General features: G+C 42.2%; 15 protein-coding genes. 1 reads left to right on the top strand and 14 read right to left on the bottom strand.

Annotation, left to right across the window (positions count from 1 at the left end):
• Positions 1-102: 102 nt before the first annotated feature.
• The 4 genes from ACFQ21_RS30450 to ACFQ21_RS30435 all read right to left on the bottom strand — a co-directional run bounded on the left by ACFQ21_RS30450 (position 103) and on the right by ACFQ21_RS30435 (position 2,036).
• Entirely contained in the window at positions 103-453 is a 351-nt protein-coding gene (locus ACFQ21_RS30450; RefSeq protein WP_377586632.1) for a hypothetical protein, read from the bottom strand.
• Positions 454-723: 270 nt separating this feature from the next.
• Entirely contained in the window at positions 724-981 is a 258-nt protein-coding gene (locus ACFQ21_RS30445) for a hypothetical protein (RefSeq protein WP_377586630.1), read from the bottom strand.
• 74 nt (positions 982-1,055) lie between these two features.
• Positions 1,056-1,451: a hypothetical protein gene (locus tag ACFQ21_RS30440; RefSeq protein ID WP_377586628.1), complete on the bottom strand. Its 396-nt coding sequence runs from the start codon at positions 1,449-1,451 to the stop codon at positions 1,056-1,058.
• 162 nt (positions 1,452-1,613) lie between these two features.
• On the bottom strand, positions 1,614-2,036 hold the full coding sequence (locus tag ACFQ21_RS30435; protein ID WP_377586626.1) for a hypothetical protein: 423 nt from the start codon (positions 2,034-2,036) through the stop codon (positions 1,614-1,616).
• Between the two features lie 506 nt (positions 2,037-2,542).
• Here ACFQ21_RS30435 and ACFQ21_RS30430 point away from each other — a divergent pair.
• Entirely contained in the window at positions 2,543-2,986 is a 444-nt protein-coding gene (locus ACFQ21_RS30430) for a peptidylprolyl isomerase (protein WP_377586624.1), read from the top strand.
• A gap of 78 nt (positions 2,987-3,064) precedes the next feature.
• Here ACFQ21_RS30430 and ACFQ21_RS30425 read toward each other — a convergent pair whose 3' ends face one another.
• From ACFQ21_RS30425 to ACFQ21_RS30380, 10 genes are all read right to left on the bottom strand, one after another.
• Positions 3,065-3,988 (bottom strand): glycoside hydrolase family 43 protein, encoded by a 924-nt coding sequence (locus ACFQ21_RS30425; protein WP_377586622.1) that lies wholly within the window; start codon positions 3,986-3,988, stop codon positions 3,065-3,067.
• Between the two features lie 11 nt (positions 3,989-3,999).
• The gene (locus tag ACFQ21_RS30420) at positions 4,000-6,771 is read right to left on the bottom strand and encodes a glycoside hydrolase family 2 protein (protein WP_377586620.1); all 2,772 of its coding nucleotides are present in this window, start codon (positions 6,769-6,771) and stop codon (positions 4,000-4,002) included.
• 12 nt (positions 6,772-6,783) lie between these two features.
• Positions 6,784-7,590 carry an alpha/beta fold hydrolase gene (locus ACFQ21_RS30415; protein ID WP_377586618.1) on the bottom strand — a complete coding sequence of 269 codons (807 nt, stop codon included), beginning with the start codon at positions 7,588-7,590 and terminating at the stop codon, positions 6,784-6,786.
• An 8-nt stretch (positions 7,591-7,598) separates the two neighbouring features.
• Positions 7,599-9,365, bottom strand: a complete 1,767-nt coding sequence (locus ACFQ21_RS30410; protein WP_377586616.1) for a glycoside hydrolase family 9 protein — start codon at positions 9,363-9,365, stop codon at positions 7,599-7,601.
• A 76-nt stretch (positions 9,366-9,441) separates the two neighbouring features.
• Positions 9,442-9,792 (bottom strand): hypothetical protein, encoded by a 351-nt coding sequence (locus tag ACFQ21_RS30405; protein WP_377586614.1) that lies wholly within the window; start codon positions 9,790-9,792, stop codon positions 9,442-9,444.
• 12 nt (positions 9,793-9,804) lie between these two features.
• Entirely contained in the window at positions 9,805-14,904 is a 5,100-nt protein-coding gene (locus ACFQ21_RS30400; protein WP_377586612.1) for a DUF6443 domain-containing protein, read from the bottom strand.
• A gap of 13 nt (positions 14,905-14,917) precedes the next feature.
• Positions 14,918-18,172, bottom strand: coding sequence for a hypothetical protein (locus tag ACFQ21_RS30395; RefSeq protein ID WP_377586610.1), 3,255 nt, complete (start codon positions 18,170-18,172; stop codon positions 14,918-14,920).
• 292 nt (positions 18,173-18,464) lie between these two features.
• A complete protein-coding gene (locus tag ACFQ21_RS30390; protein WP_377586608.1) occupies positions 18,465-19,634 on the bottom strand; it encodes a glycan-binding surface protein in 1,170 nt (389 codons plus the stop codon).
• A 33-nt stretch (positions 19,635-19,667) separates the two neighbouring features.
• Positions 19,668-21,338 carry a RagB/SusD family nutrient uptake outer membrane protein gene (locus tag ACFQ21_RS30385; protein ID WP_377586605.1) on the bottom strand — a complete coding sequence of 557 codons (1,671 nt, stop codon included), beginning with the start codon at positions 21,336-21,338 and terminating at the stop codon, positions 19,668-19,670.
• 26 nt (positions 21,339-21,364) lie between these two features.
• Positions 21,365-24,499, bottom strand: a complete 3,135-nt coding sequence (locus ACFQ21_RS30380; RefSeq protein WP_377586603.1) for a SusC/RagA family TonB-linked outer membrane protein — start codon at positions 24,497-24,499, stop codon at positions 21,365-21,367.
• Between the last annotated feature and the right edge of the window lie 240 nt (positions 24,500-24,739).

Below are 24,739 nucleotides of genomic sequence, written 5' to 3'. Positions count from 1 at the left end.
TTGGTATATTAAAAGAACGATAACAACACCTGAAATTGTTATCACCCACCTGGAATGATTTTTCCCGAAGGAAAATAGTTCTACTTACGCCTGAAAATTAGCTTAATCCTTCGATTTTGATTTCAGGGATGTTATCTCTTTACTGAGTGCATCACGCTCTCCAAGTAATTTATCAATCAATTCTTTCAGACCGTGATTGCTATTGTAAATATGAATCGGACCACTGTGACTGTGTGTTCCTATATTATGATTGACGACTGAATAATCATCTGCCAAAAAGTATTGAGGATCGAGGTTATATAAATTACCCAGCAATTTCGCCTGATCAGAGGTAAGTTTCTTTTCACCGACCTCTAGCCGCTGGTATTCTTCTTTTGAAATACTCAGGTGTGCTGAAACATGTTCCTCGGCATATCCGTGGCTCAATCGTAATAAATACTGTTTGGTTTTCATCTTTTAACGGCTTCCAGAAACAAAAATACCTTTTTGCGCCATGATTTATACCTAATTCAGAAGCTATATACTCCTGATTATAACCATTCGCTTCGCGCAGAATCCGCATGATCTTGTTCTCATCCATAACTGTATCACTTCAAGTGATAATTATTCCTTACAGCAGTATATCAACATCTCTGTCTGACAGACCTTTTAAAGGTACTCAATTGCCAAAGTAATCGAAAGATGAATGAAGGTATACGTAATGAAATGAAAATATTACGAGGTCTACTTACGCTTGAATTTGTCAAGCCACCGATTGGCTTCTTTCTGTCGCTGGATTTTTCCATCGGCCAGATACTGGCTCAGTTTTTCGTTCATTGGTCCGCGCGAAGTAAGGTGGTAGTAGCCACAATCATCACACAAATAAACGGCTACCGGCCCGCTACCCGCAGCATAGTCGTATGTAGTCTGTGCTTCAATCAGCACATCCTCTGCAATCTCTTTGCTGAGATAACATTTTTTGTGTGTTACGCATGTAGCCATCGTTGTGCAAATAAAAAAGGAATTGATGCAAATTTCAATTCCTTCTTTATTTTAACAGTCGTTGCAGTGCTATGCTAAAATCGATCGATCCACGCGATGGCTTCCTCCTTGCTTGGAAAATAGGCAATGACGGCAACATTATCTTGCACCTGGTTCAGAATACCTTCTACTGACATCTCTGTAAAGAGATCCGAAGGCACTATAATGGCATTGTGAGAAAAGCCAGCTTTTTCTGCACGATTATACCAATGTGAAGCTGCCCACGCCTGATCATCGGGATGAACAGCCCCCATATATATAGTGTCGGCTACTATCTTACCGGTTTTAAAATCAATCATACCCTGAAGCATATTATCCATTCCAACCCTGAATTCATCGGACGTAGGTGGAGTCTTCCAGGTTGCCACTACAGCGTGATTTACTTTACTATACCCGATAACAATAAATTCAGTTTCAAAATAGTTTTGCATGTTTCCCGTACTTCAGTTAATGATTAGTATATCACCTTTACATTAGATATATATTCCGATGGAAAGTCACAAAAAATTTTCGACCTTACTTTCCTTGTACTTTACAGCTCGGTCACCGAATATCTTAAGAGACCAGATCTTGGCTTTAGTCTCTAATTAAGATTACTTCAGTTCTACTAATTGATGCGCCTCTGTTATGCTATTTGTAAAGATGGTTTCCATGTCTCCATCCAGTTTGTTTTTATATCCTTTTGCGCTCACCGAAACAAAAATATCATTTGGTACTATAAATACCTGCCGGAATTTTTTATTGCTATGTGCTACAGTGAATTCTTTCTTTACATAATTTGATACTGCGTCTGCCGCATATTTCTGTGAACCCGGGCTTATTCCTGCATGCGTGGTTAAGTCATATAAACAACATGCTGGTTTATGAGCAAACAAAAGCTCTTCAATTTTATCGATACCTTTTTTGAAAATTTCTTCCGGAGTCAGTCCTTCCCATTTCATCAACATTACGTTGCCCAGTGTGCTAATGGTTAAATAGCATTTTCCTTTCTCTGACAATTTTACAAGTTCTTTCATTTCCATTATTCAAAAATTAAATTGTATTGTTAAAATCGTTTTATCAATCCACGTTGCCAGCATGAGTAATTCTTATTCTATAGTTTACAGTGATACCGGTTCCAATGTATATATTACTATTTTTACTATATATAGCTAACTAGAATTTACCTGATATATAGCAGCACAAAAATCTACAATCAATACAAACAGATATTATGTTAACGGTATGAACAGCATCGCTGTAAGATTTATATGGATTTATGAAAAAGTGTTGGAGTTTGTATGTCTTATCACAAAGATTCGTCTCCGTGAATTCACGTACTTGTTCATCAGTATATTGAAATCAACAAGCACTAAAAAAGTAGAAAAGATTTTTTTTTTGACGTTTGTTAATGATGCCGAACACGACACAAAAAAAGAGGATCACATTTTTCATGTATCCTGGAAAAAGAATCACCGTCTTCGCAGGAAATGGCTGAATAAACTATTTTATTATCTTGCGGCCAATTAACTAAATTTCAACTATGAAAATAGCAGAGATCCATACAAAAAAAGGCGTGATGAAGATCAAGTTCTTTGAGAAGGATGCCCCAAACACTGTTAAAAACTTTATTACACTATCAGAAAAAGGATTCTATGATGGACTCACGTTTCACCGTGTAATTCCGAATTTCGTTATTCAGGGTGGTTGTCCTAACGGCATTGGTAATGGTGGCCCGGGTTATAAAATTGACTGTGAACTGACAGGCGACAATCAATATCATGATCGCGGTGTTCTTTCCATGGCACATGCCGGAAGAAATACAGGAGGCTCACAATTTTTCATTTGCCACAGCCGCCAGAACACAGCGCATCTCGATCGTAACCATACTGTATTCGGAAAAGTATACGAAGGTCTTGATGTGATCGATCAGATCCGCCAGGGCGATGTAATGGAGAAAATTGTTATCAAAGAAGTAGAAGGGTAATATATACTCATCCAAAATAAAAAGAGGCTATCTCCATAGAGGTAGCCTCCTTTATTTATACGGCTGACAAGTATATATTTATTTCAACTTGTCAAACACGACCTTCGACACTTTGAAGACTGTTCCATGGCGCACGCCTTCCGGGAATTTTACTTTATCAGATATATCTGTCCAATTTACCAGGTCTGATGAAGCAACGGCACCCATCTGGTGATCGCGGTACTTATCAAAATATACGATCCATTGATCTTTGATCCTGATACTGGTAGGACCTTCCGCCCAATAGTTACCGGTAATCGGCTTGCCTGGTTTTGAATAATCCTTCATCAGATAGTTACTCGTTGCCACGCGAATGTTTTTCTGCGCAGGCTCCACTGTCTCATCTTTCAAAAACATCACATACTTCTTATCAATGAAGTGAATGGTTGCATCAATCACGTTAAAGTCCTTGTTATATAGCAACGCGGTCTTACTGAACGTTTTAAAATCTTTTGTAGTAACATAATACATGCGGTGATTATAGAAGTCCTCCTTTGCACTTTGTGTCTCCGGATAACGGCCGGTGATCGTGGTGGCCCAGTATATCATGAACTGCTTACTGGCTGCATCATAAAAAATCTCCGGTGCCCAGCAGTTGCGGGCATCCTGCTCATGTTCCATTACCGGTATATATTGCTGTTCTGACCAATGGATCAGATCTTTGGAATGCGCATAACCGATGCCCCTTTCATTCCAACTCACAGTCCACACCATGTGAAATGTACCATCCGGTGACTGGACAATGCACGGGTCGCGCATCAGTTTGTCTTTACCGGCAGTTGGTTTCAGGAAGGAACTGTCGTGGCGAAGCGACTGCCAGCGATAACCATCATCGCTATAGGCCAGGTGCAATCCGTCTTCACCATTTCCTTTGAAGTATGAGAAGAGGTATACTTCGGTATTGGTCTGCGCCTGTACTGCACAGCTGATGAGTAAGAATAGAATTATACTATATATTTTCATGCGGTTAATTTTCAATGTCCAAAATCAAACCAAAGCGTTCCGCTTATGGGCGTATAATTCAGCATAATGTTCTTCTGGCTCTGCGGTCCCATCAGTCTGGCGTCCTGAAATTTAGTACCAATCGGTGCGATGGCTTGTAAAAAACTTATGTCTCCTTTGGGGAATGCAGGACTCGTGTAGTCGTTGTAGGCACCTTTCGGTGGAAGTGGCTTTAACATCTGCAAGTATATATTCTCATCTTCGGTATATATCGTAAAAGGAGCCTCTTTGGTTTGTACTTGTACCCAGTACAGATTCGCATGATATCCTTTAAACTCCGGATACTCCCAGCTTTCACCGGTAATGGTATTGTTATACTTTTTCTCCCACACACCAAAGGGCGTTCCTTTCTGTCGGTTCTTCCACACACGATACGGACCGCGGCCCAGCCACTTCATACCGGTAACATTAGCTTCCGGGTAACGGAATGATATACCCATAAAATCTGCTTCGCCTTTTACCGAATACATATACTCTAACTTGACAGGCTTGCCGGAAGTAAAAATCCATTTTACCCAAAAGAACGATTCACCTTCGTACACCGGCTCTACTATATACCGATCATCTTCCTTCCGGTGCGTGAATTTCTTTAAGGTATGATTGACTCCAGCCTGTACGGGACCATCTGAAAGTGACACCGTGGAGACCGGTGTAATTACTTTCGTGAGATAACCGGTTGTTTTATCAAATATATACTGGATACCATCTAGCGATACTGTCAACGTTGATGCCGCTTCCTGTACCTGCGGTGAAGCCGTTGGAGGCGGAGCCGGTAATGTTGAATAAACTTCTGCCGGAGATTTTACCGGCCAGGACCAGGTATATATTTCACGCTGATGCGGATCGATAGCCGTAAGGTATAATGCATCACTGTTCTTCCAGTCTTGCGGCAACGTCAGGTTTAAAAATCCACTGGCACCCGGAGCAAGTGCAGGTAAGGTTGCTTTACCGGACGCATCAGTATGCGCTGATATACTCGCATCAAACGCCGAAGGGAACGATACTAAACGCCATTGAAATGTGCATTGGCCAAGATCAGTATAGATATAGCGATTGGTAACCGGGATTGTGCCATCGAAAGCAACAGGCAACGACTTCATCCCTATATATACCGGTGACCAGATTTCCTTTATTGTAAAAAAACTTCCCTCCTTTTCACGATGCGGACCTACGATACCATCGGGAGCATTGTTCTTATAGGTATCAATGCTATCGCTTCGGTCGTGACGTACGATGCCTTCGTCATGAAACGCCCAGAGAAATCCTCCGGCTCCATACGGGTGCGAAAGCATGGCATCCCAGAAATCATCCAGTCCGGCTGCGTGGCCGCCATCGTATAAGCCGTGCATGAATTCCGTAGGAAAGTATATCTCGTTTCCATATAAAACCGAGTTGGTTACATAATTATAGTCTGGGTAATGTTTTGTATCCGTGCCTCTGAATTTTTCCCATGGATGGTATACAAAACGCTGCTGTATATCATACTTCGGAAAATCATCATCAAGTTCCGTGTTCCACCCGCCTTCATTACCATTTGCCCATAACACAATACTGGGGTGATTAACATCGCGTACGACCAATTCCTTCACCAGCTTTCTCCCTGCTTCAGTATCATACTTCGCTTGCCAGCCGGTAAGTTCATCGAGCACAAATAAACCAAGTGAATCACAGGCATCGAGAAAGTGCTGATCGGGCGGGTAATGCGACATGCGCACAGCATTCATGTTCATGTCTTTGATCAGGTTAATGTCCAGCAGACTGATCGATTTACTCAGCGTACGTCCGCTCTCCGGCCAGAAACTATGACGGTTTACGCCTTTGAAAATAACACGCTTGCCATTTACATATATACCATCATGCTTTCGAACCTCCACCGTTCGAAAACCGAAACGCTGGCACAGCGTGTGCACCTCTCCTTTCTTATCACGCAAGGAGACAATGGCTTCGTACAAATTCGGTGACTCCGGGTTCCATGCTTTTATATTCTGAAATGATCGGGATACTGCAAACTTACCTTGTTCCTTCAGAAATTTTCCGGAAGATATAGTTCCTATCTCGGCACCTTGTAAATCCTTTATTTGCACATGAGCGGTATGGCCTGCTGAAATATTACCCGCTATAATATCCATGGTAAATTTCCCATCCGCCTTCGCATCGATCGCGACACGCTCTATGTAGGCGGTTGGTTTTATTTCCAGGTATACCGGCCTATATATACCACCCAACGCCCAGAAGTCGCCTTCAGATTCTGCCTTTCGTACCGACTCATTGGCCGATAGTTTGCTCACCTTCACTTCCAGTAAATTATCAGTGCCGGGTTTTACCAATGCAGAAACATCGTATCGGAATTGATAAAACCCTCCCTGGTGTATCGGGCCTGCAGCCTTACCGTTGACCTTTACTTCGGTGTCAGTCATGGAACCTTCAAACACGAGGAATATCTTTTTACCTTTCCACTCTTTCGCTGCAGGAAAGGTATATTTATAGAGTCCTTGCTCACCGATCTTCTTTTGGCCACGTCCGTAGGTATATTCTCCGAAACCCTGTAGTTCCCAGTTAGATGGCACCGGAATGGTTGTCCACTTACCTGAATTGTTACCGGCAGTACAGAAAAAATCCCAGCGTGCGGTATGATCTTTGTCTTTACCCGAGAGATAATGACGTTGCGTTTCTGTTGTTTTTACCTGCGCCCATAAATGTGTACTGCATACTATAGCCAGTACAGTAAAGGTAAATCGTACCATCGTGTATATAGATTATTTCTTTTTGAGAAAGGTTACTACCTGGTCGGAGAACGGTTGTGAACGAGCTGTGTTGTTATGATCGCCCGGTACACGTTTATACAGTGCCTGCGGTACCAGGGATGCAAGTTTCTCCGATGAACCATTGTCTTCATCGCGATCACCACAAAGTACAAGCACCGGTTTATTAATTCGCGACAACTCTTCAACACTGGTAGAAGGCTGCGCCTTTTGAAGATAGGCTAATGCAAGCTGATCAAGCTTTTGTTGTTTTACATACTGCACTGCATTGGCAAGTTCAGGAATATTTTCTCCCATCAGGGCCTTGTAAAACATTTCTCTGCGAGGCCACGCAGGATTTGTAAAGTCTGCTCCCATACCACCCAACACCGTACGCTCTATACGCGGATCAAAAACAAGAAGTCGCGATGCTATAATAGATCCACGCGAATACCCGACAACGCTATATTTCTTGATGCCAAGCTTATCAGCAAGTTCCATAATATCGCGGGCCTCGGCATCTTTCTCATACGCTTCAGGTTTGTGAGGCTTATCAGACAAACCATTGCCGCGCTGGTCGAGTGTAATTACTTTGAACCCCGCTACCAGCAGATCGTTGTATAGTGCCGTGCGCTTCCACGATTCACCATCTACTATAAATCCATGTATGAGTATAACGGGGTCACCAAAGCCTTTTACTTCGTAGTGTATCTTAACACCGTCAAACGAAGTGAAAAATGTAACAGAGTCAGGTTTACTTTGGGCCTGTACAACTACTGACAACCAGCAGAGTTGTGCTATAACGAATAGGTGTCTCTTCATACTTGTTCTTAATTGGATGTAGCAACCCGGGGTTGCAGTGCCTCTTGCGCGCATACAAGATACACGAAAGGAGCATTCCAATTAATAGCAATTTCATTAGAGGCGTAAGAACAGTCATTATCGGTATAGGCTTCATCGGCTACCGAAGAAGGATACCGGCATTTATCCTGCATGCCCGGGTTCGGTCCGCCTGCCAGTAAACCCGGAACCGGCTCTGCAATACCATCGGCAATGGAAGGACGATGGTGCGGATGCATCGGTGTCTTTTTACCATAGCCGGTGAGGAAAGAATAACCTGTACCATTTTTTCCCAATAGAAAATCCAGATTGGACAACGCATAGTTCAGGTACTTCTTGTCACCGGTAACCTTATAAGCCTGTATCAATTCTATACCCTGGTTGGCCGCCACCGCGCTGCTCCCCCAGATATAGTCTTTGGCAGAACCACCCATTACGGTATTGAATGCGCGTGTATCCACACCGTTAATCAGGACATCGGCAAAGCGCACAACACCCTGCTTCATCAACGTTACCTTTGCCTGAGCAGCTTCCGGCAGCGATGTCTCAAAACGAATCATGGTATAGTATCCCAGCAAATGCACTCCGCCCCATGATGGCAGCGGAAGATTATGATCTGCCAGCACTTCAACTTTGTCGAGATATTGTCCGTCCTGTGTGGAAGCATATAATTCAGCCGCAGCCCATGTAAACTCATCAGCAAAGTTACCATCACCGTAACCGCCCGTAGTTACATCCGGATCAAAGGTTTTGTTCATAGCGTCCTGATCGTATACTATAGTTGAATTTTTAACAGCCCACTGCCATGCCCGTGTAGCAGCCGTGAGACAAGAATCAGAAAATCCCGGAAGCTGATGTTCAAATTTTTTAAACACGCGCGCTGCCTGCGCTGTTACCGCTGCAAAGTCTAATGTTGCAGCGGTACCTTTTTGTACTACATATCGCGGACGTGTTGCCAGGTGCGGCATAATCATACCATCAAATTTCTCATTGGTGAGTTTATGATAGACACCACCATCAGCAGGATCTTGCATCGTTAACATCCAGCGGAGATTCCACAGTGCTTCATCCAGCAAGTCGGGTATAGCATTTCCGCTTTCGGGTATATTTAAATTCAGAGAATCAAAATATACCGGAAAATCCTCATAAGCGGAGAGCAGCGTACCCATTGTAATGCCACTGTTCACTATATATTTGTTATAATCCCCTGCATCCAGCCATCCCTTCGAAGAAGATATAGTCGCCCCGGCAGGACGCCCCGCAGATGCAGCGGATGGGTGAATCTGTACTTTATTATCCGGGTGCGAAAGCGGTCTATGCCATTTGCCTGCATACTGTTCCGGTAATGCTGTTGATAACCGCTGATAGTAAAATCCCTTTATCGAAGCACGTGCAGCCGCATCGTGTACATTTTGTTTAATCTCAAAGGTATACGACTCCCCCACCGAAGGTACCACAACGGTATAGGTACCCGCTGTTTTCACTTCAGAGAAATCTGCAATCCGTGTTTTCTTATCCGAGAAAATCGATTTTCGCACTTCGCTCAACTTCCCCCGGTATACTTCTTTACCAGTGCCCTTTGCCACGATATAAAACTCCGTAGCCTTATCGCCAATTACCACCGCAGATTTAGGAGCCTCCGGGTAATAACCGATTTGATTAAGACGGATGACGTCTGCGGGGAATTTATCTTTTTGCTGGCATTGTACCTGTAGGGTAGCAATAATAAAAAATGATAAGAGTATTCGCTTTTGCATGTTTAAATCAATAACGAAAAATTTAATCTTATAACGAAAACCTTAGTCGTTTAGTAAAAAAATAATTGATTTATACTTAATCAATATCCGTTTTCAACATAAATCGACCATCTATTCCTCTTCGATAAACCTTCACTTCTCTGACTCCTTTTTCCTTCACTATAGAATCACCGACTTGTATATAGGGAACTATATACATTTCATCAATTGTCAACAAATACCACGCTGAGTCAAATTTAATATGTGGTGCACCTCGATGACCTGGTCGATATTCGATTTGATGAATTACCGATCTATATTTTAAATCTATAAAGTCCTTGTCCGCAAGCCATGCAGGGTAAGCAATAAATATTATTGTTCCAATAACCAACCATGCTCCTAGAATTAAAGGAACAATCCTAAATAATTTCTTTTTAATTTTCCTCATCCAAATTAGGTCTTATTTCACAATTCTAGGATCAAAGTTAAATGCCTGCCAGCCAACTCTGGTTTCTCCTACAGAATACCCGGCTCCAACAGTTATCCCCAAACCACCGCTAATGCCAGTTAAAGATGGCTTCATTGGCGAGGCACTCCAATCTGAATAACCTGCATTAATATTTACCCCCCCGATAAATTCTCCTGAAATAGTTCGCGTAGGTCCCAGAAGGGAATTCACGCTTAATGTTGATACAGGACCATCATAATGCATTGAGCCACCATTTATTCCGGCTCCCCATAGTCCGCCATAGGTCCATTGCATTGTACTGGTTTTATGAAATCCTGCATCCTCTCCTCTCGTTATTAGATTTAAAGTGTAGGTTTCAGATGCTCCAATACCCAATGCAGTACTGTAATTAACATCTAACGTAAGGACATCAGGTACAATCCATCTCATAGCGTCTGAATTCCAGATTTCTTCTGCAAAATTCGATTTATCTGGATTTCCAAGCTGAGCAACACTTGAATATCCTCCTCCATAGTTCAGGCTATACTGCTTCATATACTCCTCATAACTATCATAATAAAGGGCATTCGGATTGCCTTGAGTAGAATTTTTTGGGCCTGTCCCTTGCTCTACACCATCACGAAAGATAAGGTCAAATGGATCGTTGGTTTTTATAACTGTTATAATCGGTGAATTTGATGATATATATACATTATTAAACCATCCTTGATCTTGAAAAAAGTTGTTACCGCTATACAAGCCAGCCTGCATCGCTTGTGCAAAGGCCATTTGCTTCCATAAGTCCTCCGGAGGTCCAGGTTGTATACCAGCTGCACCTGAAGGATCATTAAATCGTATTGGGTTATCATAAGCATAATGGTAGCCACTTAGCGAAGCGTACTTGGTCGCTAGTGGATCAACGCCTGTGAACCTTGCTATAACAGGATCGTAATTTCTATAGAACATCTCGTACCAGCCGCTGGTTTGGTTCAACTCGGATGCTGCGTTGTAAAGGAAATCATTCTTGGAATCTTCACGTGTCCAACTCATGTTGGTTTGAAGCCCATACGGATAGTACTCGTTATACTGAATAACGTTGGTCTTGGTTTGCGTAACCTTCAAGTCATCAAAATATACCCAGTTAGTACCTTCACCCTCATAACTCAGGTATACATACATAAAGCCTGCCTCTTTAATTTTTATCGGGTCAAAGTATACTCTTTGCTTGGCCATGTTTGCACTCTCAGGGACAGGCTTCCATCCCATGTCTAGCAATTTATAATTACAATCGAGTAATATATAGTTTAAATACGCTGTAGGTCTTGCATCACCAAGATTGCCGTGACTACCGTAAGCCGTATAAGCAGCATTAACACCACTATATATTAAACCGCTCTCTCCGGTTGCACCTGATACTCCGCCAAATGCACCAGCAACTGAAGTAATCAGACCGGTAAGCGGTTGATTGGTTCCACCAAAACCAGAGCCTCCTTCGAAGTACGACCATACCTCCATGTCAACCACATCACCGGGATAGACTTTCAGACTTTTCGCAGGTCCGGCCTGATAGCTATTATTCATCCTGATAACATATTGACCTGAAGGCGTATTGTTCGCAGCTGATTTGGAAACCCAATACATTGAACTTGAATTTATGTTGGAGAATTCATTCGCATCGTTTGTTATGTTCTCAAATGTTGCTTTGGACGGTGGATTCGAAGGGTTCACAGAACTGAACACTATACGTGTATTTCCCAGGTGATCTGCTATAGCATATTGATACTCGAGCGTACTTCCATTCTTTACTACTCGTCCTTCCGGTGAAGCAAAGAAATTAAGATTACCATTTTCATAGACAAACCCTGAAATATAGTCTGTTGTTACCGTTGGAGTCGAGCTTCCGGCGGCATAAGTCTTCATTGTGAGTTTTGTTCCCGCAGCATCATAGGTATATTCAATTTTACGGGTATCACTAAAGGTAACAACCGATACTTTACCGAGTGCGTTGTAGGCTACATTGCTGATCCCCTTATTCAAGTCAGACACCAGACTTCCCATCGCACCGTACGTATAGTCATTGGATGTACCGCTGCTACCGTTGCTGAAGCCTGTTGTATTGCCGGTAGCATCTGTAATCCGCAATAACTGATCTCCCATAGCAGGATTATAAAGATACGCGAGATTATCAATAAGTTCATAGGTATAGGATGCAGTGACACCACTCAACTGATGCTTCCGTTGATTTCGGGCCAAAGTTGCTACGTTACCATTCAGATCGTACGTCAGGTTTTCGCTAATGGAACCAACTTCCTTAGACCATGCGCTCCCGGTATTCATTTGAGAGATTGATGTTTTGAGGCGATTGGCTTTGTCGTACGTGTGCTTATAACTTCTCTGATCAGCCGCTCCTGCGGCTGCGCCAACGCCTTTCCATTTCAAGGCGCTGATGTTACCGTTGTAATTTACAGTAGTAGCTGCTGTTAAACCGGTTTCTACTTTTTCATATAGCAGTTCCATACCGAAGTAATCGTTTGTCTCATCATTGCTAACGGCATCTGCTGTAAGTTGCGCATTGTTAATAGACGCAAGCCAACCCTGAATACTATAACGCAAGTCTATAGATTGCAAAAATGAAGTACCGGAAGTATTGTGAAGCTTCTTATCCACCAGTTGTCCTAACTCGTTATATTCATATTGAACAACAAGCTGATCCGTGGGCGCACCATTGTTATTCTGGTATATCCGAAGTAATCGCCCCATGTGGTCGTAGTCAAATTTATTAATGACTGTCGTTACTCTTCCACTTCCTGCATTGTGGTAATTTTTACTGATCTTTTTCTTGCCTTCAAAATCATACACTACTGTAGCTAGATTATCTACAGTTGTTGAAAGGTGATTGTTATTCCGCAATTGTATAGGACGCCCTTCAATATCATAAAATATATAGTTATAAAGCCATGTGGTCCCTCCCATGACTATATATTTTGAACCAGTAGCTCGTCCGAAAGCCGTAGATGCGGGTGTATTCTCACCTGCCAAGCCCTGTGATGTATAGCTATAGTCATCGCTGCCATTAAAATCAAAATCGTAAGTGTCGTAATAATCTACTGTTAAAATTTCTGTAGACGAAACTGGAAATGATTGATTTGTATAACCATGAAGCGCTGTTCCACGAACTTCGTAGTATTTATCCGTATCAAATGCATACAACGGATCAACTACATTTGTCTGTATAGCGGTACGTGAAATATGTGTTGTATTCTGGTATAAGCCTTTCATCACCAGCCGGCCTGCACGATCATATTTAATAAAGAACCATTTGTTTGCACTCCGTATATTCCCATCCTGCATTAACACCAATCGGTCGAGCCTGTCGTAACAATAATATACCCATGCCTGCCCCGGCACCTTTTTTTCTACAAGCCTTCCGAGATTGTCGTATACAAACTCATGGAAATACTGATCTTTAATAGCCTGTGTAAGTGTCCAGGTGTTTGCCTTTAGTGCCGCTATACCTTTTGGAGAGACCAGGTACTTCAACTCACCTTTGAAATTATATATACTATAGGTCTCAAGCCAGGGAACGAGACTTCCGCTGACTGTCTCATTAAGTTGTACGCGTTTAAGAATTGTACGGCCTGCTTTATCAGTAAAAGTCTGTATCTTCTTACCATCTTCATCGGTCACTTCAGCCTTTAACAATTCATTTTCATTGTAAAAGGCAGCACTTGTTCCGTCAGGTTTAAACAACCGTACTTCATTGACGTCATTAGTAGAGTAACTTAGTAAGGTTGAGTGTTCACCTCCCGGCTGCCATTGTTGGCCTACTGAACCTTGCTCGGTGACCAATGCCAGCGGTGATTTTTCAATTATTGACTTGGCAAATGGAAAAGTACTGTCTGTAATCTTATCTGATGTTCCATTTGCATAAAAAGCCGCCTGTTCATTTATAGGATTGTTTTTAAAATCACCATCGTTTAGAGCAGATGTATAAGGTAAATATTCAACTGGCTGCATTCCACGAGTATCATATACGGTTAACGATATAATATCTTTTTGCAAAGGGCTTCCTTTATGAATATTTTGCTGAATGGGTCTGCTCCAACCATCATAGTATATTGTTGACTGCCTTTTCTGCTCGGCACTCAAACCATCAACAGCTGCAACGTCTGTAATGCCACGTGTTATGATATACTGCTCTCTGGTATAATTTTCACCTGTGACTGTACCTCCCTGTGGCAAGACAACTTCAGTATAAGGTTTTACCGGCACTTCGATTTCATTGGAATATACTTGTCCGAATTGTCCCTGATCTACCAACACTCTGAACTTCGTGGTTGCTGTGAATAAGTGGCTATATGCCTGCCCTGTACATGCAGCCTGCTTCCAGTTTACTCCATTGTCAACAGAATATTCCCATCTAATTATAGCTCCGGAATTTCCTTTTAACACGAGAGTTGCAATGTTTCCCTCCAGGCAATATATAGATTCGATAAGATTAGTTGGTCCTGATAACACACCAGGTTTGTGAACCGTAATTGTGATTGTCGCTGCCGCACTGCCACAGGTCCCTGGACCACCACCAGATGCACCAAAAATTGTGGTTTCAGTAAGTCCGGAATATGTATAAGATGTGCCGTATCCGAGTTCAGTCCAACTACCATCGACTGTCCGCTTTGACCAATAGGGAGTTTGTGAAAAACCACCAGTGAACAGTCTACCAGTGCCGCTGATTAAGTTATAGCTTGTAGGATCGGGCGTCCCAATACCTCCGCCACCTACCTCCTGTTTTGCCCACACCGTTATTACATCCGTGTAAGCCAATCCGTTTGCATTTCGATAATAGGCTCTGAAGGCCTTTAAATTTGGCGCAACAACAACGTAGTCATAGTACGAATTGGTCGTAACGATAGTTTTCTCAACCGTAAAGGTACCATTAAACGTACCTTCTTCCCACCTTATGACAGTCGCGCCACTGCCACTAAATGTTATTCTACCCGCAGCATTTCCGCAGACCACAGACGCGCCACTATTCGACAGCGTTTGACAGTAACCAAAATTAGCAAGAAGCAAGGCAAGGCCTGTAAAAAAGAAACGATAAAAAGTTTTCATATATAAATAGGCCTTAGTATAGTTTATGTTTGTACTCGTACGTTTTAAGAATATTTCCATCCCTATCGTAAACTGCCTTTACTCTACCAACACCATCATAGGATATATAGGAAGTATTGCCTTGAGAATCTGTACTTATAGAAGGCCCATAGGGAAAAGCATAAGTAGTAGTCTGGAAAGATGAATGTGAAGGATAAAATACAACATCATCAATATTTACTTCCGTATTTGTTTTGATCATTACACTAAACGCATTGTCGCCTATTCCCGCTGAAACCGGAACGCTCACCGCATGGTATTTCCAGGTAGTAGATGGTGCAAAAGGTAGCGAAGCTGCTACAATCCCATTTAGTGTGATCGATAAAGTTCCGGAGGTGGAAGGCTTAAGCCAGCAGGAGAATATATAGCTCTGTACATTATAGTTGGTAGCACCGCCTACCAAAAAATTTGGAGTGTTGGATGCCCATACAGGTAACAAAACTGCTTTGGAACCGAATCTTCCTTCTATATAGGTAGCACTCCACCCGGGGCTGAATATTCCGTCCATCAAAGAACTTTCAAAATCTGTAAAAATATATGCGTTAGTGTGAGCATTATTTACTTTAATCACTGGCAAAGAGCCCGAATAGCCATACCGATTTGAAACAATAACTTTATCTCGGCCAACTGCTTCCTTCACATTTCCGAAGTTGTCAAAACTGAGAAAAGTGTTAACCAGCACATAGTTCGTCTGATCAAAATTAAATTTATTGCCATCAAAGAATGACGGCACAAAAGACGTTATTCCATCAACAGACTGAAAAGAATACTGTCTATGTGGATATACCTTGCCGCTGATTGTCTGATAATAATTAAGATTTCCGGAAATATATTTCTCAACACTTCCGTCCATTTTTGACAATATAGTTTCAACCGGTAATGCCGTTCGGTGTGCGGTTACAAGGTTTGTCAGCGATGTAGCTTGTTGATCGGTAGTAGGAGACGCGAAATAATCTTTTACATATTTTAAACGTGTTATTGTTTGACTTTGATCACTACTCGTGCTAACGATCTTCTCAATTTCACGATGATTCCCTGTACTGTAAAAGTATTCTGTTGATGTCTCAATTTTCTTAGTCAGATCTGAAGAGGCAAAAAACGTCTCTTTTGACTTTTTTAATACGGTCATTACATCCGTATTAATAGCATACTTACTATATACAAACATTTTTCCGTCAACATAGGAAGAGCCGTTATGATAATAAGTCGGCAACTCTTCCAAAGCCAAACCGTAAATTTTGCGAATAGCCGTAGTACCGTATACTCGTTGATAATCGTAATCGACTTGTCTTCGGACCACGCCATCATCCCGAAAATCACTCACCCTCCTCAACATACCTCTTGCAAAACTATAGTTCGGGTTTGGAGGAGAAGGATATTGATTTATTCCCTCAGTAAGTGGACCTGTTTCGAAACAGAATGAATTTCCTGAAGGCTGACGAGCTATTAATACTCTACTTGCTTCCCATTCATTATTGTTGGCTGTGGCTTCACCGTAGAAAGCAGATAATTCATATTCATAAACAGTATATCCGCCATCTTTTATCTTCTCTACCACACGTTCATAAGCTACCGAGCTTCCCGCAAGCAGGTCTGAATGCGAAATCTCTTCACTCGCCTTAACTGTAAAATAAGCACTCAACAAGGATGCACTTGCTCCGGGATTAGCTAATTGAACGTCTCGATACCGCGCTCCTATTGTTCCCAGGTATTTATCAACCCTTGTACCAGATATAGCATACATGGGTCTATGCTGTAATTTTCCACTCGTTTCACCTGTAGAGGTCTTATATTCATATTCCTTGATCATATCTGCCGCCTTCGAAATACCGTTGAATGATACAACTTTTCGAATCCGAATACCGGCACCTTCAACCTTAACAGTACCATTTATATAGTCATGAGGTTCGTAAAAGAATACTGAATAAGCTTTATGGGGATAAGTGATTCGTTTCAAGCTTCCTCGAACTGCGGTTTCCTGGTATAGCATAAAGTTGGGCCCTGAGCTTAACGCATGAAAGTTCCAGTCGTCCTTGTAGGTTGAATTATAGGTTGGATAAGGCGGGTCGTTTGCAAGGTCTCCACCATAATACTCAAGGTAGTATATATTTGGTGGGGCTGAGTTGCCAATGTGCTCCAGTAGTACTTGTAAAAACGAGCGCGTATTGTTATTACTATACTCCAACGTTATTGTTTTCGAAGACTGGAGTGTGCCACCGCGTTTATCAAATACCTGTATACTTTTCAACAGTCCAACAGCGGTTCCGTCATTAATTGATGAGACAAACTGGACCTCTGTTATTGGGCTGCTTATTTTTAGCGGTATCTTGAAAGTATACGATCGGTTATATTCTAACTTACCGTTTGCCCCTGTAGCATTTGTAAATGTTACTGGGTATAGGTACTTCAATTTATTTTTGTCAGGAGTCAGATTGTTGTCTACCGAATTCACTGTCCTATATGTAAAGTCTATAGTACCATAAATCGGTGATATCATTTTCGTCAATTTCCAGCCTGTGTGATAGGTCACAGGAGTGAAATGCATTTTTGACCGTCTCACCAAATAATACGTATTGACAGCTTTAACTGATTGAGTGATTGTTTCCAACTCATCAAACTTGTATTGGACTCCTTTGTTATCTGTCACTGTGAAAGAAGTAATTGTTCCACTTACTGTGTTAGGGGTTACAATTACATCCTGGTAAGGAACTACTTGGGGTACCTTGTTTTCATCAAAGTAAAACTGAAAAGATAACCCTGGAGCATTTACGTAGAATACATCTGGCTCCGTATCCTGATCATAATCAATCGTATTCAGGAAATTGTAATTGGCCAGTTCGTCAGAACAAGTAGCAATGTTGTTGTCCGTTGACGGGGTAAAGTTTCTAATACTTGAAGGCAATGAAATTGTACTTCTTAACCAGCCTCGTCTATTGTCGGGACTTGTTCCAGAGTAGTCGTCCGGTAAACTTCGCATCTGACGGGTGACCCCATATGACTGAGCAGATATATCCCAGTTCTGACCAACCCATCCGCCATCGTCATTTACACGCACGCCATTCGCAGTATATAACAGTACACCCGGTACGCTTACATCGCCATCCGATACAGTAAAAAGGGGAATACTGATACTTAGCTTGCCTGTAAGAGGATCAACTGACTGATTTTCCTGTGCCAGGCACCTGACTACAGATAACAACAGGCATAGTAAAAGAATACTATTTTTCATGATAGGTAGATTAGGACTATATTAACTATATATAATGTAACAATGCTTATTTCGATATCACAAGAATGTTAATCTTCAACAGAAGTCACATTCCAAACAACAGGCAAAACAAATCTATAACATTATTTGATCAGGTATTAGAATGTTTCGATTCTTTGTATAAAATGTTAATTAACAAAGATTACACTACTATTTAGTTCGATCATGGTTTTGTCAGAGGTCTAAAGTGAGAAGAGGCCGTCCTTCCAAAGAAAGACAAGCCTCTTCAAGTGCTAAACCAATTAACACTTCATCATTTATCTACGATTCTTAAGTTATCCAACGCTACATAGTGAGATGCAATTACTTTTGCGCCCGTTGCGCCATTGCTGAAGTCTACACGAACATCTCTGATCTTAGAAATATCACTTATCCTGACAATCGGGTCAGCTTGGGTATCACCATTATATTTATAGAAATCAGACAAAGAAATATAGAATGTTCTCCATCCATCCGTTTTAAGACCGGTTGTACGATAGGTATCATTGTCCCACGGTTTGAATCTATACTTAAAGTGGTCACCGTTTTCCATTCCAATATCAATTACATAGTACCCAGCCTTCCACGCCTCTACAATATTAACTTCCATTTTGAAATATTTGTCTTCATGTGATGCGGCTGGAAGACCAAAATCAAAGTAACATGTAGAAAATACCCAGCTTCCATTATACCCGGTTGCCGGCAGATCTGTTTGTTTGATGCGTGTATAGCGGCCCGAAATTACAGGCAGTTCCGAATTAGCAGGATCTATTCTTTCTGCATCTCCCCAGCAAACATCGGAGCCCCAACCTGTAGCCGGTATATCGAAGTTGATTAGTCTTCCTTCTGTTTCATGTATACGAAAGTTAGATGTAGACTCACCACCTGCTCCTACAACAGTAACCGTAGATGTTGTTGCATCCAGCGGCATAACAAATGTTACTTCACTATCGGTGAAACCAACAATCTCCGCTTCGGTTGATCCGACCAGCACTTTAGAGATCAGAAAGAAATAGTTCCCCAATACCTTATTCTCTTCACCTGGTATTCCAAACTCATTGGCCAATCCGATTATTTCAGGTGGGGGTAACACTACATTAAAGTCCACGCTTACTTTTTCACCACTGGCCGTCACCAACGTTACTTTGTTAGTGACTTCCTTCGGAGCTGTATCCGGTACAGAAATTATAATGTTGTTATCTGTTACATATACCGGGCTCGGTATAACTGTTACATCATTGAACATAACAGCACGTACTGACCCAAGGTTAGATCCCTGTATTGCGATAGTCTGATTGAATTCTGCCCCCAGAATAGTACTATCTTTTTCTACAACCCGGATATTGGTAATCACGGGCGAAGCTACTTCATCGTCTTCACACGAAAGCAGCGCGGCTGCAGCCACGCATACCGTTGCAACCACTTTGACTATATATCTCTTCATAGTAATTCGTAATTAAAAAGAATATTAATGCTACTAGTTTGACAGCACACTAAAATCAAAATCCACTGGCGACTTTCTCAGTGATGGTGCCTTTACCAATTCAGCATCCGGATACGGGAAATAAAAATTTTCCTCCGTAGCAGGGAAGAATCGCGTAATGGCTGCACCATCTCCGTCTGTCGTGGGATATGTAACTTCATACTGACGCGGGTTATCAGTACCGGCAATATAGTTTATAGTATACGGACCTTTGTCCTGCTTACTGATAATATCAAGTGTTCCATCTGCACCATTCATGTTGAAGTATGACAAGCGAACAAGTTCATGCCAGTACCTTCCTTCCATCGCGAGTTCGATGCGTTTCTCATTAAATATATCCATAAACGTAACTAAGGTAAGATCTGACAATCCAGCACGCTTGCGGATCTCGTTCACATATTTCAATGCTTCTGCATCAGACGTTGACGAACTATTTCCCAGAACCGCTTCAGCATAGATCAGGTATACTTCTGCGAGGCGCATCATATAGGTGTTAATATAGGCGGTCATGAATTGACCATTTCCACCATTGTCATCCGGTCCACCGATAATATACTTCTTGATATTTGCCACGTCATCTATAGTATACGTTACAGATGGGTCCGCAAAGTACTTCAGTTCAGAATAACGATCGCCATTGAACATAAATGTTGGTTTTCTGCGACTGTCATCCGGATTAGCCATGTAGTATTTTACCAGATCTGCAGAAGCACCATGCGCACGTCCCCAGCCATCGCCCTGGTTACCGATAAGTTCCGGGCTAAACGCCATATAAGCCTGAAAGCTGTTGTTCACCCCCCACGGTTCACGTATCGGAAGCCACAGCAATGCAAACAGCGTTTCATTATTTATACTCTGCGCGTTGTTATTCGCGCTGAGAAACAGATCACTATAATTATCCATCAGTGTAAGTCCGCTATTCATGATTACATCCTTTGCATAATATTTAGCACTATCAAGATCTGTCTGATTGCGTGAACCTACACCCGCTCCTATACCTGCGCGTGTCAGAAATGCGCGGGCAAGCATACCTTCTGCAGAATATTTGGTGAGTCGTCCGGCCAGTATAGGTGTAGTTGGAAGATTCTTTGCTGCATATCTGAAATCACGGATAGCAAATTCCCAGATACTCGCCACAGAGTTCCTGCGAATGGTAGTATCGTTCAATATCGCGAGGTTGTCATAAATGATCGGCACTTCCTTCCAGATGCTGGTCAGATATGTATAGGCAAGTCCGCGCATGAACCGCGCTTCTGCTATAGCATGATTTTTCACAGCAGGCGTGACATTGGTTGCATAGCGATTAACGTTCTCGATCACCATGTTGCTTTGTGCAATGATCTTGTAGAATGAAGCATACGCGCTAAGCAATGGTCCATCTGTAGCACTTACCGCGAACTTGTAATAATCATCGTAGTCATTGGAGAGCATGTTACCGGCACGCGCATCACCAATACCAAACGAAGTCTTATCATTAAAATCAAACCACACAATGTTATACAAAGGTGCGGTTGCCATTATTACTTCATCGTCTGTCTGATAATATATACCATCCGTGAGTGTATCAATCGGAGGTCTTTCCAAAAAACTATCGCTACATGCTGCCGCCAGTATACTGAGAGGCAGTGCGAAAGCTATATATTTCCAAATCCTTGCCTGTTTCATAGTTCTATAGATTATATATACAGGGATTAAAATTCAATTTGAAGACTGACATTATACTGTCGAGTAGTAGGGTATCGTCCATAGTCAACGCCTACAAATCCACGCCCCTGGTTACCCGAGAAGAATGTACCGACTTCAGGATCATACCCGGAATATTTAGTGAAGGTGTGCAAATTCTGAACGCTGCCTGAGATGCGAACACCGGTAAGATGAGCTCTTGATACCAATGTTCTTGGCAATCTGTATGCTAACTGCACATTCTTGATCCGCATGAATGATCCATCCTCCACAAACCACTGCGATGGTCTTGAGTTTCCGTTAGCATCTGTAGAAGAGATGCGTTGTACGTTGTGACCAGGATTCAGAATACGTGGATCATCAGCCGCATTGTTACTGCTTACACGTGCATAGTCGAATACCGAGCTGAGCAATCCGTTTCCTGTATTGCTCCCGTTTGGATTACCGTTTCTGAATTTCACGAAGTTAAATACATCGTTACCATACACGCCTTGCAGAAATATCATCAACTCAAAGTTCTTATAGCTGAACGTGTTGGTAAATCCGAATGTAAATTTAGGCCATGGGTTTCCTATGATAACACGATCATCCTGATTAACGACACCATCGTTATTCTGATCTTTATATTTGACATCCCCCACCCACGAACCGTTGTCGGCATTGATCTGGTTAGAAGTTGTAGGAGTCTGACGTGCGTGTCCTTCAATCTCCGATATACTCTGGAACAATCCTTCAGCTTCGTAGCCATAGAACTGCCACGCAGGCTGACCTACCACTACACGCGAATCAAAACCAGGCATAAACCATGCATCGTTCACGAGTGGCGTACCGCGGTATAGTTCTGTTACTTTATTACGGTCCATCGAGAACACCAATCCACTTCTCCATCCAAGAACACCGTCTGTATTAACGGTATTCAGTGTTACACCAAAACCTTTGTTCTCCAGTGCACCAATGTTGGTATATGGAAAAGATATATATCCCGGAGAATAATTTTGATTACCACCGGTATAGTATGGCAGGTTATTTTGAGAAATAAGATTATCTGTTTTCTTCATGTATGCATCTGCTATCAACTCGATGCGATTGTTGAACATGTGTAGATCAACACCTACGTTAAAACTCTTCGTGCTCTCCCATTTGAATTCAGGATTTGAAAAGTTACCCACCAGATATCCTGTTCCCCATGCTGTAGGTATAGCAGACAATGCTCCATAATATGTAGCACCACCGGCCTGTTGGTTTCCTGTGAGTCCGTATTCCACACGTAATTTCAGGTCGTTAACTGTAGACGTCAGACCTCCCATAAATGACTCTTGTGATACACGCCATGCTGCCGAAACAGAAGGGAAATATCCCCACCGGTTTTCCGGTCCGAAGGATGGCGAACCATCTGCACGGAGAGTAGCCTGTACGATATATTTTTCATTGAAGACATAATTCAATCTTCCGAAGTATGACTCCATTGCCCATGCGCCCTTCGAACTGCTGTTGGTTGCTGTCTTTGCATCACCGGCCGGCAATTCATGCACCTTGTTAGAAACAAATCCACTGCGTGTACCAGTAAGACCTTCAAATGTACCTTCTTGTGCTTCATGGCTCACCATCGCTGCTATAGCATGCTTGCCAATGTTGACGTTATATCGCAACAACACATTCCACAACCAACTTAAGTTATTGCTGGCAGTGCGTGTTGACGTAGCTGTTTCATTTTCGAAGCCACCAAAAACATAACTTGGTTTATAGAGATAATTATTAGTGAATTGTCCATTTCCATTCAGTTCCGTTCTGAATACCAGTCCTTTCAAAATATTTATATCTGCATATATACCACCCATTGCCTGTATTCTGCGAAACTTGTTCTCGTTGATTAACGCGAGCGCTACAGGGTTTGTCTGGCGGAATTGTGTTTGACTAGGACCACCCCATGTACCATCTAAATTCTTTAGCGGTACTGCTGGTGACTGACTTATCGCTATATTGATGAGATCATCGTTGGTAACCGTTAAGTCCTCATTGGTAATACTGGTGTTGAAATTGGTACCGATCTTCAACCATTTGCGTGTCTGGTTATCGAGGTTCATGCGTATGCCATAGCGTTTGAAAGCAGAACCAATCGCTACACCATCCTGGTTAAAATATTCACCGGAAAGATAGAAGGTAGTTTTATCAGAACCTCCGCTCATCGACAGCTGATGCTTCATCATGCCTGCACGTTGAAATAGTTCTTTCTGCCAGTTTGTTCCATCTCCTAACAGAGACGGATCAGAAAATTCAGCAGGCACATCATAATTCACCAATACTGATTTTATATCATTCTGATACTCGGCATACTCGCGAAGATTCATGGTAGGAAGGAACTTCGGTATATCCTGTAAAGTATAGAAAGTATTATAGCTGAATTTAGTTTCTCCGGGTTTACCACGTTTTGTAGTGATTACAATTACACCGTTCGATGCACGCGAACCATATACTGAAGTAGCAGATGGCCCCTGCAATATATTGAGTGACTCTATATCATCAGGGTTAATACCGGATAGCGGATTTGACGTTGTTCCGTTTGTTCCCATTATCTGCACGCCATCAACAACGTACATCGGTTCTGTATTACCGTTTATTGAGTTTATACCCCGTATCTTCACAGACAATGGTGCTCCTGGCTGTCCACTATTGGTTGCTACATAAACATTCGCAGCTCTTCCTTGTATAGCTTGCTCGAGCGTTGTGTTGACAGTCTTTTGTATATCAGAAGCTGTAAGTGAAACTTGTGAACTCGATAGATCGGTCCTTTTCATTTCACCGTATCCTACGACTACAATTTCCTGTAGTGTCTCCACGTCTTCTGCCAGTGCAACGGTAATACTTGTTTGATTTCCAACCGTAACTTCCTGCGATTTATACCCAATGAAAGACAGCACCAGTATATCTGTAGGAGCAGCCTCGATCGAGAAGTTTCCTTCTTTATCAGAGGTAGTTCCCACAGTACTGCCTTTCAGCAGAACGTTAACTCCCGGCATTCCCTGGCCGGTTGCATCCGTAACCTTTCCCGTTACGACCTGTTTCTGCGCATACACGCTGGTAACAGTTCCTAACAGAAACAGCATCACGAAGACTCGTAATTGTTTCCCGTAAATTTTTGTCATAGGTGTTAATTTGGTTTAGTAATTGTGTTTTATTTCAAGTGTCTGATAGGTTAAAAAGATCGCGTACGCAGTCGAATCGGGCTTAGCATACTGTATGATGGTTGATTAGATTCTACCGAAAAAACGCTAATGGCTATACCTCTTTCGTACGATGGATTGCAGCAGGTGCGGTTGGGATGCCCCGACTTCAGAACCGGGTAGCTCAGCCATAAAAAGGCATCTGACATGCCCCTTTTTAGC

It is taken from the genome of Ohtaekwangia kribbensis (genome assembly GCF_042676245.1).
GTDB classification, from domain to species: Bacteria; Bacteroidota; Bacteroidia; order Cytophagales; family Cyclobacteriaceae; genus Ohtaekwangia; species Ohtaekwangia kribbensis.
This window is presented reverse-complemented; position numbering and strand designations above follow the sequence as displayed.

Excerpts from the sequence above, each read along its gene's own strand:
- ACFQ21_RS30395 (WP_377586610.1), bottom strand. The coding sequence starts at position 18,172 with ATGAAAAATAGTATTCTTTTACTATGCCTGTTGTTATCTGTAGTCAGG.
- ACFQ21_RS30415 (WP_377586618.1), bottom strand. The coding sequence starts at position 7,590 with ATGAAGAGACACCTATTCGTTATAGCACAACTCTGCTGGTTGTCAGTA.
- ACFQ21_RS30445 (WP_377586630.1), bottom strand. The coding sequence starts at position 981 with ATGGCTACATGCGTAACACACAAAAAATGTTATCTCAGCAAAGAGATT.
- ACFQ21_RS30385 (WP_377586605.1), bottom strand. The coding sequence starts at position 21,338 with ATGAAACAGGCAAGGATTTGGAAATATATAGCTTTCGCACTGCCTCTC.
- ACFQ21_RS30410 (WP_377586616.1), bottom strand. The coding sequence starts at position 9,365 with ATGCAAAAGCGAATACTCTTATCATTTTTTATTATTGCTACCCTACAG.
- ACFQ21_RS30440 (WP_377586628.1), bottom strand. The coding sequence starts at position 1,451 with ATGCAAAACTATTTTGAAACTGAATTTATTGTTATCGGGTATAGTAAA.
- ACFQ21_RS30405 (WP_377586614.1), bottom strand. The coding sequence starts at position 9,792 with ATGAGGAAAATTAAAAAGAAATTATTTAGGATTGTTCCTTTAATTCTA.
- ACFQ21_RS30425 (WP_377586622.1), bottom strand. The coding sequence starts at position 3,988 with ATGAAAATATATAGTATAATTCTATTCTTACTCATCAGCTGTGCAGTA.
- ACFQ21_RS30430 (WP_377586624.1), top strand. The coding sequence starts at position 2,543 with ATGAAAATAGCAGAGATCCATACAAAAAAAGGCGTGATGAAGATCAAG.
- ACFQ21_RS30400 (WP_377586612.1), bottom strand. The coding sequence starts at position 14,904 with ATGAAAACTTTTTATCGTTTCTTTTTTACAGGCCTTGCCTTGCTTCTT.
- ACFQ21_RS30420 (WP_377586620.1), bottom strand. The coding sequence starts at position 6,771 with ATGGTACGATTTACCTTTACTGTACTGGCTATAGTATGCAGTACACAT.
- ACFQ21_RS30390 (WP_377586608.1), bottom strand. The coding sequence starts at position 19,634 with ATGAAGAGATATATAGTCAAAGTGGTTGCAACGGTATGCGTGGCTGCA.
- ACFQ21_RS30380 (WP_377586603.1), bottom strand. The coding sequence starts at position 24,499 with ATGACAAAAATTTACGGGAAACAATTACGAGTCTTCGTGATGCTGTTT.
- ACFQ21_RS30435 (WP_377586626.1), bottom strand. The coding sequence starts at position 2,036 with ATGAAAGAACTTGTAAAATTGTCAGAGAAAGGAAAATGCTATTTAACC.
- ACFQ21_RS30450 (WP_377586632.1), bottom strand. The coding sequence starts at position 453 with ATGAAAACCAAACAGTATTTATTACGATTGAGCCACGGATATGCCGAG.